Source organism: Curtobacterium sp. MCBD17_021 (genome assembly GCF_003234525.1).
Classification (GTDB): domain Bacteria; phylum Actinomycetota; class Actinomycetes; order Actinomycetales; family Microbacteriaceae; genus Curtobacterium.
The window spans coordinates 97,723-112,845 of sequence record NZ_QKTS01000005.1; the positions used below are offsets into that span (position 1 = coordinate 97,723).

General features: G+C 72.1%; 16 protein-coding genes. 6 read left to right on the forward strand and 10 right to left on the reverse strand.

The genetic code is table 11. The features are described from left to right. Positions 1-84: 84 nt before the first annotated feature. Complete coding sequence (locus tag DEI83_RS06630) at positions 85-753, forward strand: DedA family protein (protein WP_111081003.1); 669 nt, start codon at positions 85-87, stop codon at positions 751-753. Between the two features lie 150 nt (positions 754-903). Here the strand turns inward: DEI83_RS06630 and rdgB are convergent, their stop codons facing one another. The 3 genes from rdgB to murI all read right to left on the reverse strand — a co-directional run bounded on the left by rdgB (position 904) and on the right by murI (position 3,168). Further along, positions 904-1,500, reverse strand: a complete 597-nt coding sequence (gene rdgB, locus DEI83_RS06635; RefSeq protein ID WP_111081004.1) for an RdgB/HAM1 family non-canonical purine NTP pyrophosphatase — start codon at positions 1,498-1,500, stop codon at positions 904-906. After that, entirely contained in the window at positions 1,497-2,246 is a 750-nt protein-coding gene (gene rph, locus DEI83_RS06640; RefSeq protein ID WP_111081005.1) for a ribonuclease PH, read from the reverse strand. Before rph ends, rdgB begins: the two co-directional genes overlap by 4 nt. An 82-nt stretch (positions 2,247-2,328) precedes the next feature. Continuing rightward, positions 2,329-3,168 (reverse strand): glutamate racemase, encoded by an 840-nt coding sequence (gene murI, locus DEI83_RS06645; protein ID WP_111081006.1) that lies wholly within the window; start codon positions 3,166-3,168, stop codon positions 2,329-2,331. 99 nt (positions 3,169-3,267) lie between these two features. On the opposite strand from murI, the gene DEI83_RS06650 reads away from it, so the two are divergent. After that, entirely contained in the window at positions 3,268-4,554 is a 1,287-nt protein-coding gene (locus DEI83_RS06650; protein ID WP_111081007.1) for a nicotinate phosphoribosyltransferase, read from the forward strand. Between the two features lie 31 nt (positions 4,555-4,585). Here the strand turns inward: DEI83_RS06650 and DEI83_RS06655 are convergent, their stop codons facing one another. From DEI83_RS06655 to DEI83_RS06665, 3 genes are all read right to left on the reverse strand, one after another. Continuing rightward, a complete protein-coding gene (locus DEI83_RS06655; RefSeq protein WP_111081008.1) occupies positions 4,586-4,849 on the reverse strand; it encodes a DUF3039 domain-containing protein in 264 nt (87 codons plus the stop codon). 137 nt (positions 4,850-4,986) lie between these two features. Continuing rightward, the gene (locus DEI83_RS06660) at positions 4,987-6,552 is read right to left on the reverse strand and encodes an ABC transporter permease (protein ID WP_146243258.1); all 1,566 of its coding nucleotides are present in this window, start codon (positions 6,550-6,552) and stop codon (positions 4,987-4,989) included. Further along, complete coding sequence (locus DEI83_RS06665; RefSeq protein ID WP_258371084.1) at positions 6,528-7,784, reverse strand: ABC transporter ATP-binding protein; 1,257 nt, start codon at positions 7,782-7,784, stop codon at positions 6,528-6,530. Before DEI83_RS06665 ends, DEI83_RS06660 begins: the two co-directional genes overlap by 25 nt. Positions 7,785-8,108: 324 nt before the next feature. Here DEI83_RS06665 and DEI83_RS06670 point away from each other — a divergent pair, with 324 nt between their 5' ends. The 4 genes from DEI83_RS06670 (at position 8,109) to DEI83_RS06685 (ending at position 10,871) form a co-directional block, all read left to right on the forward strand. After that, entirely contained in the window at positions 8,109-8,804 is a 696-nt protein-coding gene (locus tag DEI83_RS06670) for an NTP transferase domain-containing protein (RefSeq protein ID WP_110823712.1), read from the forward strand. A 61-nt stretch (positions 8,805-8,865) separates the two neighbouring features. Next, positions 8,866-9,690, forward strand: coding sequence for an ABC transporter permease (locus tag DEI83_RS06675; RefSeq protein ID WP_181431105.1), 825 nt, complete (start codon positions 8,866-8,868; stop codon positions 9,688-9,690). Further along, positions 9,690-10,460 (forward strand): ABC transporter ATP-binding protein, encoded by a 771-nt coding sequence (locus DEI83_RS06680; RefSeq protein WP_111081010.1) that lies wholly within the window; start codon positions 9,690-9,692, stop codon positions 10,458-10,460. The genes DEI83_RS06675 and DEI83_RS06680 overlap by 1 nt, the downstream gene beginning before the upstream one ends. A 108-nt stretch (positions 10,461-10,568) precedes the next feature. Next, on the forward strand, positions 10,569-10,871 hold the full coding sequence (locus tag DEI83_RS06685) for a hypothetical protein (RefSeq protein ID WP_111081011.1): 303 nt from the start codon (positions 10,569-10,571) through the stop codon (positions 10,869-10,871). Between the two features lie 20 nt (positions 10,872-10,891). Here DEI83_RS06685 and DEI83_RS06690 read toward each other — a convergent pair whose 3' ends face one another. The 4 genes from DEI83_RS06690 to DEI83_RS06705 form a co-directional block, all read right to left on the reverse strand. Next, a complete protein-coding gene (locus DEI83_RS06690; protein WP_111081082.1) occupies positions 10,892-12,124 on the reverse strand; it encodes a CDP-glycerol glycerophosphotransferase family protein in 1,233 nt (410 codons plus the stop codon). A gap of 77 nt (positions 12,125-12,201) precedes the next feature. Beyond that, entirely contained in the window at positions 12,202-13,110 is a 909-nt protein-coding gene (locus DEI83_RS06695) for a glycosyltransferase family 2 protein (RefSeq protein ID WP_258371085.1), read from the reverse strand. Beyond that, complete coding sequence (locus DEI83_RS06700; RefSeq protein WP_111081084.1) at positions 13,107-13,955, reverse strand: CDP-alcohol phosphatidyltransferase family protein; 849 nt, start codon at positions 13,953-13,955, stop codon at positions 13,107-13,109. Before DEI83_RS06700 ends, DEI83_RS06695 begins: the two co-directional genes overlap by 4 nt. Before the next feature lie 5 nt (positions 13,956-13,960). Further along, entirely contained in the window at positions 13,961-15,004 is a 1,044-nt protein-coding gene (locus DEI83_RS06705; protein ID WP_111081012.1) for a glycosyltransferase family 2 protein, read from the reverse strand. Positions 15,005-15,123: the final 119 nt, after the last annotated feature.

Here is a 15,123-nt window from a genome sequence, read left to right on the forward strand (position 1 = left end):
GCGACGGATGGGCCGGGCACGCCCGCACGGTACCCTCGGTCCGGCGGGTGCACTGTCCGCCCTCGTCCGCCGACCGGAAGAACCATGCACTCCGTCGCACTCGCCCTGATCCCCTGGCTGGATCCGCAGTACATCCTCGACCACTTCGGGGCGTTCGCCGTGCTCGTCGTCTGCGCGATCATCTTCGCCGAGACCGGCCTGCTGGTCGGTTTCATCTTCCCCGGGGACAGCCTGCTCGTCATCACGGGCCTGTTCGCCTTCGACCGTGACGGGCAGATCGGCGGGATCCCGATCTGGGCCGTCGCGCTGATGATCGGTGCCGCCGCGTTCATCGGCGGGGAACTCGGCTACTACATCGGCAAGAAGGCCGGACCGCCGATCTTCGAGCGCAAGGACAGCGGACTGTTCTCGAAGGCGAACGTCGACCGGACGAACGCGTTCTTCCACCGGTACGGCGCCCTCGCGGTGATCCTCGCCCGCTTCGTCCCCGTCGTGCGGACCTTCGCACCGATCGCGGCCGGGGTCGGTCGGATGGACTACCGGAAGTACTCGCTGTACAACGCCGTCGGCGCCGTCGTCTGGGGGGTCGGTGTGACCTTCCTCGGGTACTTCCTCGGCTACATCCCCGCCGTCGCGTACATCGTGCGCAACTACATCGACGTGATCCTGCTGGCGGCCGTCGTCGTCACGGTGGTCCCCGCCCTCCTCACCTACTTCCGCAACTCCCGCAAGGCGAAGCAGGCCGAGCAGTAGGAGCCGGCGGGCCCGCGTGCGAGACGGGCCCGTCGGTGCGGGACGCCGCGAGAGCACCGAGACGCCGCCGGACCCGGCGGCGTCTCACGTCCTCGGCGGCGTCGCGCCCCGACCGAGGCGTCTCGGCCGACACCCGGACGCGCCGTGCGGCTACCGCTCCGCGCCCTGGAACCACTCGCGGACGATGGGCGCGATGCCCCGGAACGCCTTCGACCGGTGGCTCAGCGCGTTCTTCTCGGCGCGGGTCAGCTGCGCCGCCGATCCGTCCGCGTCGTCCGGTCGGAACACCGGGTCGTAGCCGTGACCGCCGTCACCGACGGGCTCGGTGCCGACCTCGCCGTTCCAGACCGCCTCGAACACGTGCTCGGTACCGGACGGCGTCACGAACGCCGCGGCGCAGACGAAGGCCGCGGTCCGCTCGACCACGCCCTCCAGGTTCTGCAGGAGGAGCGCGATGTTGTCCGCGTCCACCCGGGTGCCGGCGTACCGGGCGGAGTGGATGCCCGGTGCACCGCCGAGCGCGTCGACCGCGATGCCGGAGTCGTCCGCGAGCGCGGGCAGCCCCGTGTGCGCGACCGCAGCACGGGCCTTGATGAGGGCGTTCGCCGCGTAGCTGTCACCGTCCTCGACCGGCTCGGGCCCGTCGTAGGCGACGAGCTCGATCCCACCGAGCGCGTCCCCGAGGATGTCCCGCAGCTCGACGACCTTCCCCTGGTTGTGCGTCGCGAGGACGACCGTGCCGGTCACGAGGCCAGCCCCAGGGCCGCGCGCTGGACCGCGGCGAGCGAGGCGTTGCCGGCGAGCCCGAGGTCGAGCAGCGCGTCCAGCTCGTCACGGTCGAACGGCGCGTGCTCGGCGGTGCCCTGGACCTCGATGAACTTCCCCGACCCGGTCGTGACGATGTTCATGTCGGTGTCGGCGCGGCTGTCCTCCTCGTACGCCAGGTCGAGCATCGGCACCCCGCCGACGATCCCGACCGAGATCGCCTGCACGCTGTCGGTCAGCGGCGTCGCCTTCTTGCCGATGAAGCCCTTCGACCGGCCCCACTCGATCGCGTCGGCCATCGCGACGTACGCGCCGGTGATCGACGCGGTGCGGGTGCCGCCGTCGGCCTGCAGCACGTCGCAGTCGAGGACGAGGGTGTTCTCCCCCAGGCCCTTCATGTCGACCACGGCACGCAGCGAGCGGCCGATGAGCCGCGAGATCTCGTGCGTGCGGCCGCCGACCTTGCCCTTGATCGACTCGCGCTGCATGCGCTCGTTGGTGGACCGCGGCAGCATCGAGTACTCGGCGGTGACCCAGCCGGTCCCCTTGCCGGCCATCCACCGCGGCACCCCGTTGGTGAACGAGGCGGTGCAGAGGACCTTCGTGTTGCCGAACGAGATGAGGGCGCTGCCCTCGGCCTGGGTGCTCCAGCCCCGCTCGATGGTGACGGGTCGGTGGTCGGTGGTGGTGCGGCCGTCGATGCGGGCGGGTCCGTCGGTGGCGTTCATGGTGTTCCTCTCGGTCCGGCCTGGAGGCTCGGTGCGGGTGGTCCGGTCGTCGTGCGCCCGCCGGGTGGCGGCGCGGGCATGGTCAGCGCGGGGCGCGCGGGAGCGTGATGGCGCCGGTCTCCAGGTGGCCGACGCTCGCGACCTCGGGCCCGAGGAACCGGCGGGCGAGTCGGATGAAGCCGGCCGGGTCGGCGCCGGTCGCCTCGAACGAGTGGCTCGGGGGCTCGGTGCTCGTGCGCTCGAGCCCGTGTTCGACCAGGCGTCGGTAGACGTCGCTCGCGGTCTCCTCGGCGCTCGAGACCAGCGTGACGTCCGGCCCCATGACGTACTGGATCGCGGCGGACATGAGCGGGTAGTGCGTGCAGCCGAGCACGAGGGTGTCGACGCCGGCGTCCCGCACCGGGGCGAGGTAGCCGGCGGCGACCTCGCGGAGACCGGCGGACGAGGTGTCCCCCGCCTCGACGAACTCGACGAAACGGGGGCAGGCCGCGGTGGTGAGGGTGACGTCGGCGGCGACCGCGAAGGCGTCCTCGTAGGCACGGGAGGCGATCGTCCCGATCGTGCCGATCACACCGATGCGGCCGGTGCGGGTCTGCTTGACGGCGGCGCGGGCCGCAGGCTGGATGACCTCGACGACGGGGATCCCGACGGCCTGCTCGTAGCGTTCGCGGGCGTCGCGGAGCACGGCCGAGGACGCGGTGTTGCAGGCGATGACGAGCGCCTTGACACCCTGGTCGACCAGGTCGTCCATCACCTGCAGGGCGTACCGCCGGACGTCGGCGATCGGCTTCGGGCCGTACGGCGAGTGCAGGGTGTCCCCGACGTAGCGGACGCTCTCGCGGGGCAGCTGGTCGATGATCGCCCGGGCCACCGTGAGCCCGCCGACGCCGCTGTCGAAGACTCCGATCGGTGCATCCGTCACGGTGACCAGCGTACCGACGCGCGCCGACCCGCCGTCGCGCTCCGGGCCTCCAGGGTCCGATCCGTGCCTGTCGGCCCGGTCCTGGCTAGGGTCGGTGGGGTGACCACCGCGCTCCTCACCGACCAGTACGAACTCACCATGGTCGACGCCGCGTTGAAGGACGGCACCGCCGACCGCCGCTGCGTCTTCGAGGTGTTCGCCCGCCGCCTGCCGGACGGGCGCCGGTACGGCGTCGCCGCCGGGCTCGGGCGGTTCCTCACCCAGCTCACGGAGTTCCGGTTCGGCGACGAGGAGATCGGCTTCCTCCGTGACCGTCGGGTGATCGACGAGGGCACCGCACGCTGGCTCGCCGACTACCGGTTCAGCGGCGACGTCCGCGCCTACCGCGAGGGCGAGGTGTTCTTCCCGAACTCCCCCGTCCTGCAGATCGAGGGCACCTTCGCCGAGGCCGTGATGCTCGAGACCCTCGCGCTCAGCGTGTTCAACGCCGACTCGGCGATCGCCTCCGCCGCGGCCCGCATGGTCTCCGCCGCCGACCGCCGACCGCTCGCCGAGATGGGCTCGCGCCGCACCGGCGAGTGGAACGCGGTCGCCGCTGCCCGGGCCGCGTACATCGCGGGCTTCGGCGCGACGAGCAACCTCGAGGCCGGGCGCACCTGGGGGATCCCCACGATGGGCACCGCCGCGCACGCCTTCACGCTCCTGCACGACTCCGAGGAGGCCGCCTTCCGGTCGCAGCTCGACGCCCTCGGCAGCGGCACGACGCTGCTCGTCGACACGTACGACATCGAGGCCGCGGTCGAGACGGCGGTCCGCCTGACGGACGGCAAGCTCGGCGCGGTCCGCATCGACAGCGGCGACCTGCCGTCGGTCGTCGCGAGCGTCCGCGCGCAGCTCGACCGGCTCGGCGCGACCGGCACGAAGATCACGGTCACGAACGACCTGGACGAGTACACGATCGCCGCGCTCCGTGCCGCGCCGGTGGACTCCTACGGCGTCGGCACCTCGGTCGTGTCGGGCTCGGGACACCCGGCAGCCGGCATGGTGTTCAAGCTCGTCGCGCACCACTCCCCCGCCGGCGAGTGGGTGCCGGTCGCCAAGAAGTCCGCCGACAAGGCGTCGACCGGCGGCCGCAAGGAGGCGGGACGCCGGCTGCGGAACGGCATCGCGACGGCGGAGGTCGTGCTCACCTCCGGCTCGGTCGGGCCGGACGAGCGCGACCTGCTCGTGCCCGTGGTCACGCGCGGCGAGGTGGACCCGGCGTTCCTCGGCGTCGCGGGCGTCGAGGCGGCGCGGGCGCACCACAAGCGGGCGAAGGCCGAACTGCCGGCGGACGCGGAGCGCATCGGTCGCGGCGACCCGGCGATCCCGACGCTCGTCATCTGACCCCGCGGGCGGGCGCGCCTGCGGCCCGGTGCTACTCGGACTTCATCCGCTCGTAGATCTTCTTGCAGTCGGGGCAGACCGGGAACTTCTCGGGGTCGCGGCCCGGGATCCACTTCTTGCCGCACAGCGCCTTGACGGCCTTGCCGGTCAGGGCGGACTCGAGGATCTTGTCCTTCTTGACGTAGTGCGAGAACCGCTCGTGGTCGCCGGGCTCGATCGCCTCCTCTTCCAGGAGCTTCTCGAGTTCGCGGTCCATCACGTCGAGGCCGCCACCACCGGGTTCCGTCGTGCTCATGACACCAGCGTACGTCGCCGTCCGCGGTCGCGCTGCCTCCGCGGGCTCCGGTCCCACCCTGCCCGGTCGCGTGCGCCGGGTGGGGCGCCCGGGGTCCGGTGCGCCGGGTGGGGCGCCCCGGTCCGCGGTGCGCCGCGTCAGTTGCGCTGGGCAGCGGCCAGGAGGTCCGGACCGCGTCGGTCGAACACCGCACCGCCGACGACGACGCCGACCACGAGCAGCACCAGCCCGACGCCGACCCCGAGCCAGAGGGTGGGCCAGGCGTCGCCGCCGTGGAGCAGGACCACGGCCGCGGACCAGCCGGCGGGGACCATGCAGACCAGGGTGCCGAGCACCATCAGCGTCTGCGCGACGGTGGCCGTGGCGCCGGCGGCCTGCGGCTGCTGGAAGGGGTGGTCGCCGGGCCGGACCGTCGGGTAGGGCAGCACGACCGACACGATGCTCGACAGGCCGAGTCCGCCGAGCAGGGCACTCACCGAGACCCCGACGAGCAGCGGGAAGGCGATCGGGTCGCCGTACAGGCTGGCCGACAGCCAGGCTCCGACGACGAGCAGCGGCAGGCCGACCACGATGAGCGGGACCAGACGGCCGAGGCGGTCCGTCCACCCGGGGGCACCCGAGGCGACGTGCAGCCAGACGGCCGTGTTGTCGTAGGAGACGTCGTTGTGCGGCAGGAACCCGGCGATGAGCGCCAAGAGCGGCAGCGGTGCGAGCGCGGTCCACGCCCACGGCACCCCGGCGACACCGAGCGGCACCACCACGAGCGGCACGAAGACCAGGATGAGGTACGAGCTGCGGTACCGCGGGTCGCGACCCCAGTAGGTCAGCGCCCGGGCGGCGACCGCACCGAGGGGGGTGGACCCGAGCCGGTCGAACCAGCCGAGCGTGCGGTGGTGGCGCGCTCGGGTCTGCCCCGACACCGTGACGAGCAACCGTCCGACCAGCCCCCACCAGGCGAGCGCGAGCACCCCGACGACGACGAGTGCGACGGCGAGCTTGCCGACGGCAGCGCCGACGTGCCCGCTCGCCGCATCTGCCGGGACGGCCCACGCGGCGCCCCACGGCGTCCAGCCGGCGACGTCGGCGATGCCCTGGAGTTCGGCGCCGGAGGGGTCGATCCAGTCGGGACGGAGCAGCAGCGGCACCGTGGCCACGAGCAGCACGACCACGACGAACGCGACGGACCAGGCAGCGTCCTGGACGCGGTGTGCCGGGAAGAGCCACGCGCCGACGGCGCTGCCGACCCGGAGGAGCAGCGCGGTCGTCGCGACGACGAGGACGGCCGCGAGGACGCCGAGGAGCACCGGGCCGACCCCACGGCTCCACGTCACCACCTGTGCGACGGCGAGCACCGCGACCGCGAGCACCGGGATGCCCAGGAGTCCGGCGAGCCCCAACCCGACGGCGAGGTCCTTGCGACCGATGCCGTGCACGGCGAAGCGCCGCGGGTCGAGCGGGTCCGCCACCCCGACGGCGAGCGGGACGAACGTGCAGCCGACGGCGACGGCGGCACCGACCAGCACCACGACGGCCCGGGCGGCCGCGGGGTCGGCGGCGCGGAGGTCGATGAACACGGACGCGACCCAGACGGCGACGACGAGGGCGGCGAGACTGCCGAGCACGACGGCCACGGACCGGCGGGCTCCCCCGCGGACCTCGCCCGCGAGCAGGTCGGCCCTCAGCCGGAGAAGCTGTGCAACCATTCCATGCTCTCCGCGACGGGGCGACCGCCGGCGAGTTCGACGAACGTGTCCTCGAGGCTGCGGCGCCCGCGCACCTGCGCCATGGTGCCGGCGGCCAGGACCTTGCCACCGACGATGATCGCCACGGAATCGCAGGTGCGCTGGACCAGTTCCATGGAGTGGCTGGAGAGCACGACGGTGCCGCCCCCGGCGGTGTACCGCCGCAGGATGTCGGTGATGGTCGTCGCGCTGACCGGGTCGACCGACTCGAACGGTTCGTCGAGCACGAGCACGCGCGGCGAGTGGATGAGCGTGGCGGCGAGGGCGATCTTCTTCGCCATGCCGACGGAGTAGTCCGCGACGGGTCGGCCGAGGGCGTCGCCGAGACCGAACGCCTCGGCGAGGTCGGCGCTCCGGCTGCGAGCGGTCGCACCGTCGAGCCCGCGGAGCGTCGCCGAGTAGAACAGCATCTGCGCGCCGGTCAGGCGGTCGAAGAGCCGGAGCCGGTCCGGCAGGACGCCCATCGCGCGCTTGGCAGCGGTCGGGTCCGCCCACACGTCGTGGTCGAGCACCGTCACCGAGCCGGCGTCGGGACGCAGGAGGCCCGTGAGGATGGACAGCGTCGTCGTCTTGCCCGCCCCGTTCGGACCGACCACGCCGAAGATCGAGCCCTTGCGGATCTCGAGGTCGACGTCGTCCGCCGCCAGGGTCTGTCCGTACCGCTTGACGAGGCCGTCGGCACGGAGCACGACGGGCTGCTGTGGCACGTTCGGACGCGCGGTGGGCCGCTTGGCCGACGGCCGTGCACTCGTCGAGGCGCCGGATGCACCGGACGCGTCCCGAGCGCCCGTGCCCGAACCGTCCCGCGCCTCCTGTCCGCCGCGCTCGGCCCGCTGCTCGGGCGTGCGCGCCGCTGCTGCCCCCTGCGGGCGTGTCGCCCGTCCGGAGCGCTTCTTGCCCTTCTTCACCGGTCGCGCCGGGGTCGCCCCCGCGGCGGCCGTCGGCGGGGCGTCCGCCCCGGCGCCTTCCGGGGCCTGGACCGCACTGCCGGTCGTCTCGTCCGTCATCTCGTCACCCGCGGGCGCACCCTGCGCACCCGTGTCCCCCGTGTCGTCGTGGTCGCCGCTGCCCGTCCTCGAGCCAGCGGTACTGCCTGTCCCCGGGGCAGCGTTCGCGTCGTCGTCCTGATCGGCCGTCCATGTGGCGTCCGACGTGCTGTACACGTCGTCGTCTCCCGTTGTTCCTGCCGACACGAGCCCAACCGTACCAACGGTTCCGACCGCCCGCTGGGCCGCGTCCGGCCGGGTCACGATCCGAACACGATGCCGGGCGAGCCGTACCCCGCTCCCGGCTCGTTCCGTATCATTCACCGAGACACGATGCAGTGTTCACCACTCGGAAACCCGTCCGGACGAGCCGGAGCGGTCGCCGTACGGAGCGCACGTCGCTCCGGATCACGCGATCCGCGGCGTTCTCGCACGGATGACGAGCAGACTCGAAGAGTCCACCCAGCCCCACACGGAGCGCCCCCGGGCGACTCCACCGCACGGGGCGGGCGGACACCGGAAGGGACAAGCATGACCACGCAGATCGTGATCCTCGCAGCGGGGATGGGCAGCCGCCTCGGGCGCAGCCTGCCGAAGCCGCTCACCGAACTCAGCGACGGCCGCACCATCATGCAGCAGCAGTTCGACAACATCCGCGCCGCCTTCGGGTCGAGCGCCCGGGTGACCATCGTCGTCGGCTACAAGTCGGAGTACATCGTCGAGGCGTTCCCCGAGGCGAACTTCGTCTACAACGAGTCCTACGACTCCACGAACACCTCGAAGAGCCTGCTGCGCGCCCTCAAGGCGACCGGCAAGAGCGGCGTCCTCTGGATGAACGGCGACGTCGTCTTCGATCCGATGGCCCTCGTCCGTGCCGCCGACATGATCGACGAAGGTCGCTCGTTCGTCAGCGTCAACACCGAGAAGGTCTCCGACGAGGAGGTCAAGTACACCGTCGACGCCGAGGGCTTCATCGCGAAGCTGTCGAAGAAGGTCGTCGGTGGGCTCGGTGAAGCCGTCGGCATCAACTACGTCTCGGCGGCCGACAAGCAGGCCCTCGTGCGCCAGCTCGGCCGGGTCGACGACCAGGAGTACTTCGAGGGCGGCATCGAGGCTGCCATCGCCGAGGACGGGCTACGCTGGACGCCGATCGACATCTCGGACCTCTACGCGGTCGAGATCGACTTCGCCGAGGACCTCGAGCGCGCGAACGACCTGTTCGCCTGACCAGCGTCAGGACCCCCTGGTCGTCTCCTCCCTCCGGCGTCGTCACGGCCGGAGGGAACCCATGAGTGGAACGCGCACGCAGTCAGCCGCCGTCGCGGCGTCACCGATGCGGTCCCGTGGCGCGGGCCGCCGGTACCGTCAGGCGCTCTGGCTGCTGACCGTCCGCGACCTGCGTGTGCGGTACTCGACGTCGGCCCTCGGGTACTTCTGGTCGATCCTCGACCCGCTGGTGATGTCGGCGATCTACTGGTTCGTCTTCACGCAGGTGTTCCACCGCGGGTCGGTGGGTGAGGAACCGTACATCGTGTTCCTGCTCACGGCCCTGCTGCCCTGGATGTGGTTCACCGGCGGCGTCTCGGACTCGACACGCGCCTTCATCAAGGAGTCGAAGCTCATCCGCTCGACGACGATCCCGCGGAGCATCTGGGTGGCGCGGATCGACGCGTCGAAGGCCATCGAGTTCCTGCTGAGCATCCCGGTGCTCGCCGTCTTCGCGGTCGCCACCGGCGCGCACCTGCACTGGCAGGCCGTGCTCTGGCCGCTCGCGATCGTGCTGCAGGCCACCCTCGTCTACGGTCTGGGGCTCATCGTGGCGCCGCTCGTGGTCTTCTTCCGCGACCTCGAGCGCGCGGTGAAGCTCGTGCTCCGGTTCATGTTCTACGCGTCCCCGATCATCTACGGCACGCACGCGCTCCCCCCGGTGCTGCACGGCCTCGCCGCGATCAACCCGCTCAGCGGCATCTTCGGCATCTACCGCTCGGCGTTCTTCCCGGGCCAGCTCGACTGGGTGGAGGTGGCCGCATCGGTCGTCGTCACCGCGGTCGTGCTCGTCGTCGGGGTCGTCGTCTTCCGCCGAAGCGAGCACCGCGTCCTCAAGGAGCTGTGATGGCCACGACCGAACCCTCCGTGACCGCGAGCACCACCGCACCGGTGATCTCCGTCACCGACGCCGGCATCCGGTTCAAGCGCAACCGTCGGGCGAGCCGGAGCTTCAAGGACCTGTTCGGACGCGGACAGCGCCGCCGCAAGGCCGACGAGTTCTGGGCGTTGCGGAACGTGTCGTTCGACGTGCGCCCGGGCGAGGCGATCGGCGTCGTCGGTCGGAACGGACAGGGCAAGTCCACGCTGCTGAAGCTCGTGGCGCAGGTGATGCTCCCGGACGAGGGTCGCGTGCACGTCGGTGCCGGTGTCGCCCCCCTCATCGAGATCACCGGCGGGTTCGTCGGGGACCTCACCGTCCGCGACAACGTCTTCCTGACCGCCGGCCTGCACGGCATGTCGCGGGCCGAGATCCGCGACGCGTTCGACGAGATCATCGCCTTCGCCGAGATCGGCGACTTCGTGGACACCCCGTACAAGCACCTCTCCAGTGGCATGAAGGTGCGGATCGCCTTCGCCGTGATCTCGCGGCTGGACGAGCCGGTGATCCTGGTCGACGAGGTCCTGGCCGTCGGCGACAAGGCCTTCCGCGAGAAGTGTTACAAGCGCATCGAGGAGCTGCTGGCCGGCGGGCGCACGCTGTTCTTCGTCTCGCACAGCGACAAGGACCTGCGCCGTTTCTGCGACCGCGGGCTGTACCTCGACAAGGGCCGTCTGCAGTTCGACGGGCCGATCGACGAGGCCCTCGACCGCTACAACGCGGACCACGGGGCCTGAGCGCCTCTCCTCCACAACCCGGGCCTCCCGCAGCGCGCTCCACAGCCCGGTGTCCTCCGGGGGGCCGGCGGGGCCCCGACGTCGGACCCCACCCCTAGCGTGCTGCCCATGCACCACCCCAGCACCGCCTACCCAGTCCCGTTCACCGTCGACCGATCGGCCGCCCCACGGCGGTACGAGATCACCAACACCAGCAGCGAGACCCTCGACGGCATCGACCTGACGCATCTGGGCACGGGGTACTCCCCGCCGCTCGTCGTGCGTCGGCTCGAGCCCGGCCGTGGGTTGTCCCTCGCCGTGTTCGGTGCCGCCCCGGACGAGACCGGCGTCGTCATCGTGCGGTGGCGCCGACCGGACCGCTCCGAGTACCTGTGGCGGATGTCCCTGGCCGGGCCCGGGCTCGCTCCCTGATCCGGGGTCGGTCCGGGTCCTCAGCGACCGGAGCGCTCGGCGGCGACCTCGTGCCAGCGTGCGACCAGGCGGTCGACCGCGGCGTGGAAGCGCGAGGTCGCCGCACCGGGCGTCGTGTCGCCGAAGTAGCGCTCGACCCAGTGCCGCAGGCGAGCGAGCTGCTCGGCGTCGTTCGCGGCCCGGTCCACGCGCGCGAGCACGTCTCCGGCGTCCTCGGCCCGGAGCCAGTCGGCGTCGGACAGGTACCCGCGCTCGTCGACCTCGGCGTCCGCGGACACCGGACGGGTCACGAGCAGGGGCCGCCCCACGGCGAGCCGGTCGTAGATCATCGCGCTGATGTCGGTGATCGCGACGTCGGCGCCCGCGAGCTGCCAGCCCAGCGTCGGCCCGTCGTCGTACACGTGGTGCGCCGACGGGTCGGCGGCGTTGGCCGCGGCGATGGCGGCGACGATCCGCTCGTGGGCGGCCTTGTACCCGGGGTCGACCACGCCGCTCCGGGGGTGCGGCCGGTACACGAAGCGGTGCTGCGGCGACGCGAGCACCCGCTCGGCGATCGTCGTCCCGTGGCTCGCGATGGACCCGTAGGCCGCAGCGCCGCGGTCTCCCTCCCACGTCGGTGCGTAGAGCACGACGGTCCGCTCGTCGGCGGGGTACGGGGGCTCCCCCACGAAGTGGTCCGCCTGGGGACGGCCGATGGCGATCGTCCTGGCGTCCAGGTCGTAGTCCCACAGCGCATCGGCGAGCCGGTCACGGGCGGCGTCACCGGCGATCAGGGCGTAGTCGTACGCCTTGAACTGGTTCGTCGTCATGTACATCTTGTCGCTCTCACCGTGGTTCACGAAGACGTGCCACATGCGCCCGTACCGCATCATCTGGAAGTTCCGGGCGTTCTGGTTGACGTAGAGCACCGTCTTCGGCGACTGCTCCGCGACGAACCGCTCGAGGTCCACCACCTGCCGTGCGTAGACGACGGGGACCGGCGACTCGTCGAGCAGCGCCAGCATGGTGCCGGGGTTCCGCGACACGATCGCGACGCCGCGGTGTCGGGACAGTTCGGCCAGCGGGCCGTACCACTGCCGGATCTGGTACATGTTCACCGGTCCGTCGGCGAAGTACACGGCGATCTCGACGGAGCCGGGCGCGGGCGTCGGTGCCGAGGGCAGCCGGCGGGCCAACCGGCCGCGCACCTGCCGCGACCGCACCAGCCGGAGCACGAGACGGATCGCGGTGCGGGCGTCGTTGACGATGGCCATGCTGTGCTCCTGGGCGCTGGTTCGGTGGAGTCGGGTCGGCACGGTGTGGACCGTGTCGGGACGGGTCGGCTGCGGGATCAGACGACGGGCGGTCGGCCCGCCAGCGTCATCCGTCCGATCGTCAGCCATCCCATCACGTGCACCGGACCGCAGTCCGTCCGCCAGCCCTCGGCGACGCCGGCGAGCCAGGTCGCGAGGCGTCGCGGCGAGCGCCACCACCGGAGCACCTGGATCGCGGCCCAACTGCCCACGTAGAGCGGTTGCAGGACCGCGGGGAGGTTCCGTCGCGCCAACCACACCCGGTTCCGGGCGTTCAGCCGCACGTACTCGCGGTGCCGTGCGGGATCGATCGCGGGGTGGTTCGCCACGAGGTCCCCCGCGTACCAGGTCCGTCGTCCGGCGTCCCACACCCGCCACGCGAGCTCGATGCCCTCGTGCGCGTAGAAGTACTCCGCTCCCCAGCCGCCGACGGCATGCCAGACGTCCATCGGCAGGACGACGGCGCCCTCCCACACGGAGAACACCGGCGAGCTCTGCTCCGAGTCGCCCTTCCGGATGCGGGGCACCCAGCGCCGGGGGTTCGCCGCGCCGCTCGGATCGACGACCCGCGGCTGCACGAGGCCGAGCGACGGGTCCTGCTCGAACAACGCGATGGTGTCCCGCAGGAACGTCGGCGACGGCACCGACGCGTCGTCGTCGAGGAAGAACAGGTAGTCGCCGTCCACCACGGCGGCCCCGGCGTTCCGGCCGGCGGGGATGCCGAGGTTCTCCGGCAGCGCCAGTGCCCGGACCCCGTCGGGCAGGTCGACGGGCTCCCAGCCGTTGCCGACGCAGACCACGTCGAGTTCGACGTCCTGCTGCGCCAGCACGCTGTCGAGCCCGCGCCGGAGGTCCTCCGGCCGGGTGCCCTGCGTGAGACTGACGACGGCGACCCGAGGGCGGTCGCGGTGTGGCACCGCATGGCGTCGGTCGGTGCCGCCGGTCACGCGCGGACCCGCTTCGAGGAGATGATGGCCAGGAAGTGGCCGGCGGTCGCCAGGACGGCGAGCGGCAGGAGCGCCCCGACCAGGATCCGGTCGGCCAGCGGGTGCCCGATGACGAGCGCCACCAGGGCCACGACGAACGTGATGATCGTCAGCTCGACCGAGTGGTAGAGCCGGTGGAACGGCAGGAACCGCGCGACGCGGCGGAGCGAGGCCAGGCGGGCACCCGTCGGCGCGGTCGCACCGTCACGGCGGTCGGCGAGCTTCTCCATCCCGCCGTGCGCCCGGGCGACGTGCACCATGTCGTTGAGGGCCTTGTTGAGCACGATCACCAGACCGAGGGCGCACCCGATCGTCGTCCACATCCAGTCGACGCCCTCGATCGGCCACGTCGCGGCGCGGACACCGAGGGCGATCGGGATGAGTCCCTCGGTCGTGTAGTGCCCGACCTTGTCGAGGAAGATGCCGGCGGGCGACCGGGTGCCGCGCCAGCGAGCGACCTCGCCGTCGGAGCAGTCGACGAGCATCTGGAGCTGACCGAGCACGAGGGCGATGAGCGCACCCCAGATGCCCGGGATGAGCAGTGCGGCCGCGGCCGACCAGCCGACCAGGATCATCAGGCCCGTGACCTGGTTCGCGCTGACCCGGGTCCGGAGCAGCACGGACGTCAGGTAGGGCGAGATGTCCCGCAGGTAGAGCGAGGCCGTCCAGTGCTCGGCGTTGGCGCGTGCGCGGACCTCGTCCGGCTGGGCCACGGCGCGGAGTTCCGCGATCGAGGTGGGACGTGCGAACCCGCGGCTGTCCCGGGGACCCGGCGCAGCGCCGTTCCCGAGGTCGTCGTCGGCCATGTCGGTCACCGTCCCGTGTGCGTGGTCAGATCGGAGGTCCGGGTGAGGAACCCGATGATGAAGCCGACGCCCCAGCCGACGTGGATGCACGGCAGCACGACGAGCAACCACGCCCGGGTCGCCGGATCCGATCGTCGCGACACCGCGAGCGCGCCGACGACGACGAAGAGCAGGTAGGTCGCCGGGATCGCGAAGCCGGTCAGTGCCCACGCGAGCGGGCTGCCGAGCAGCGCTCCGACGACGCCGACGAGACCGGCGACGAGGCCGAGTGCGACGGCGACGACCATGAGCGGCGGGACGAAGTAGCGCAGGCCGTTGCCGGCGGGGAACCGCCGGGCCAGCTCACCGCGCCACAGCCCGGTCGCGACGAACTGCCGCACCAGGCGGCGCAGGCTCGGTCGGGGCCGGTAGGTGACGACGAGCTCCGGGGTGAACCACACGGTGCCGCCGGTGGTCCGCAGCCGTCGGTTGAGCTCCCAGTCCTGGCCGCGCTTGATGCCCTCGTCGAAGAGCCCGACGGCGAACAGCCGCTCGCGTCGGAACACCCCGAGGTAGGCCGTCTCGGCCGGACCGGCCTGCCCGCCGACGTGGTGCGGCGTGCCGCCGAGGCCCACCCGGCTGCCGTAGGCCAGCGCGACGGCCTTCTCGAACGGCGTGCGGCCCTCGGCACGCATGATGCCGCCGACGTTGTCCGCTCCGGACTCCTGCAGGGTCCGGACGGCGATCCGCGTGTAGTCCTGCGGCAGGACGCTGTGCGCGTCGACGCGCACCACGATCGGGTGCTCGGAGGCCCGGATCGCCACGTTGAGACCGGCGGGCGTCGAGCCGACGGGGTTGTCGACAGCACGGATCCGCGGGTCGGCGGCGCTCATCTCGGCGACGAGTTCGTTCGTGCCGTCGATCGAGGGCCCGAGGGCGAGGATCACCTCGAAGGGACCCTGGTAGTCCTGCTCGAGCAGACTGCCCACCGCCGCGCGGACCTCGGTCACCTCGTTGAGCACGGGCATGACGTAGGAGACACCCGGCAGGGCCTGTCCGTCGTGCTGCATGTGATCCTCGGGGTCCGGCGGGCGCGGCACGGCCCGCCTGGGCCGCCTCGCAGAGCGGACCCGAGCCTATCAAGCACCTGCGGCACCCACCTGGCCGCACCCCGCGTGCCCGACGGACG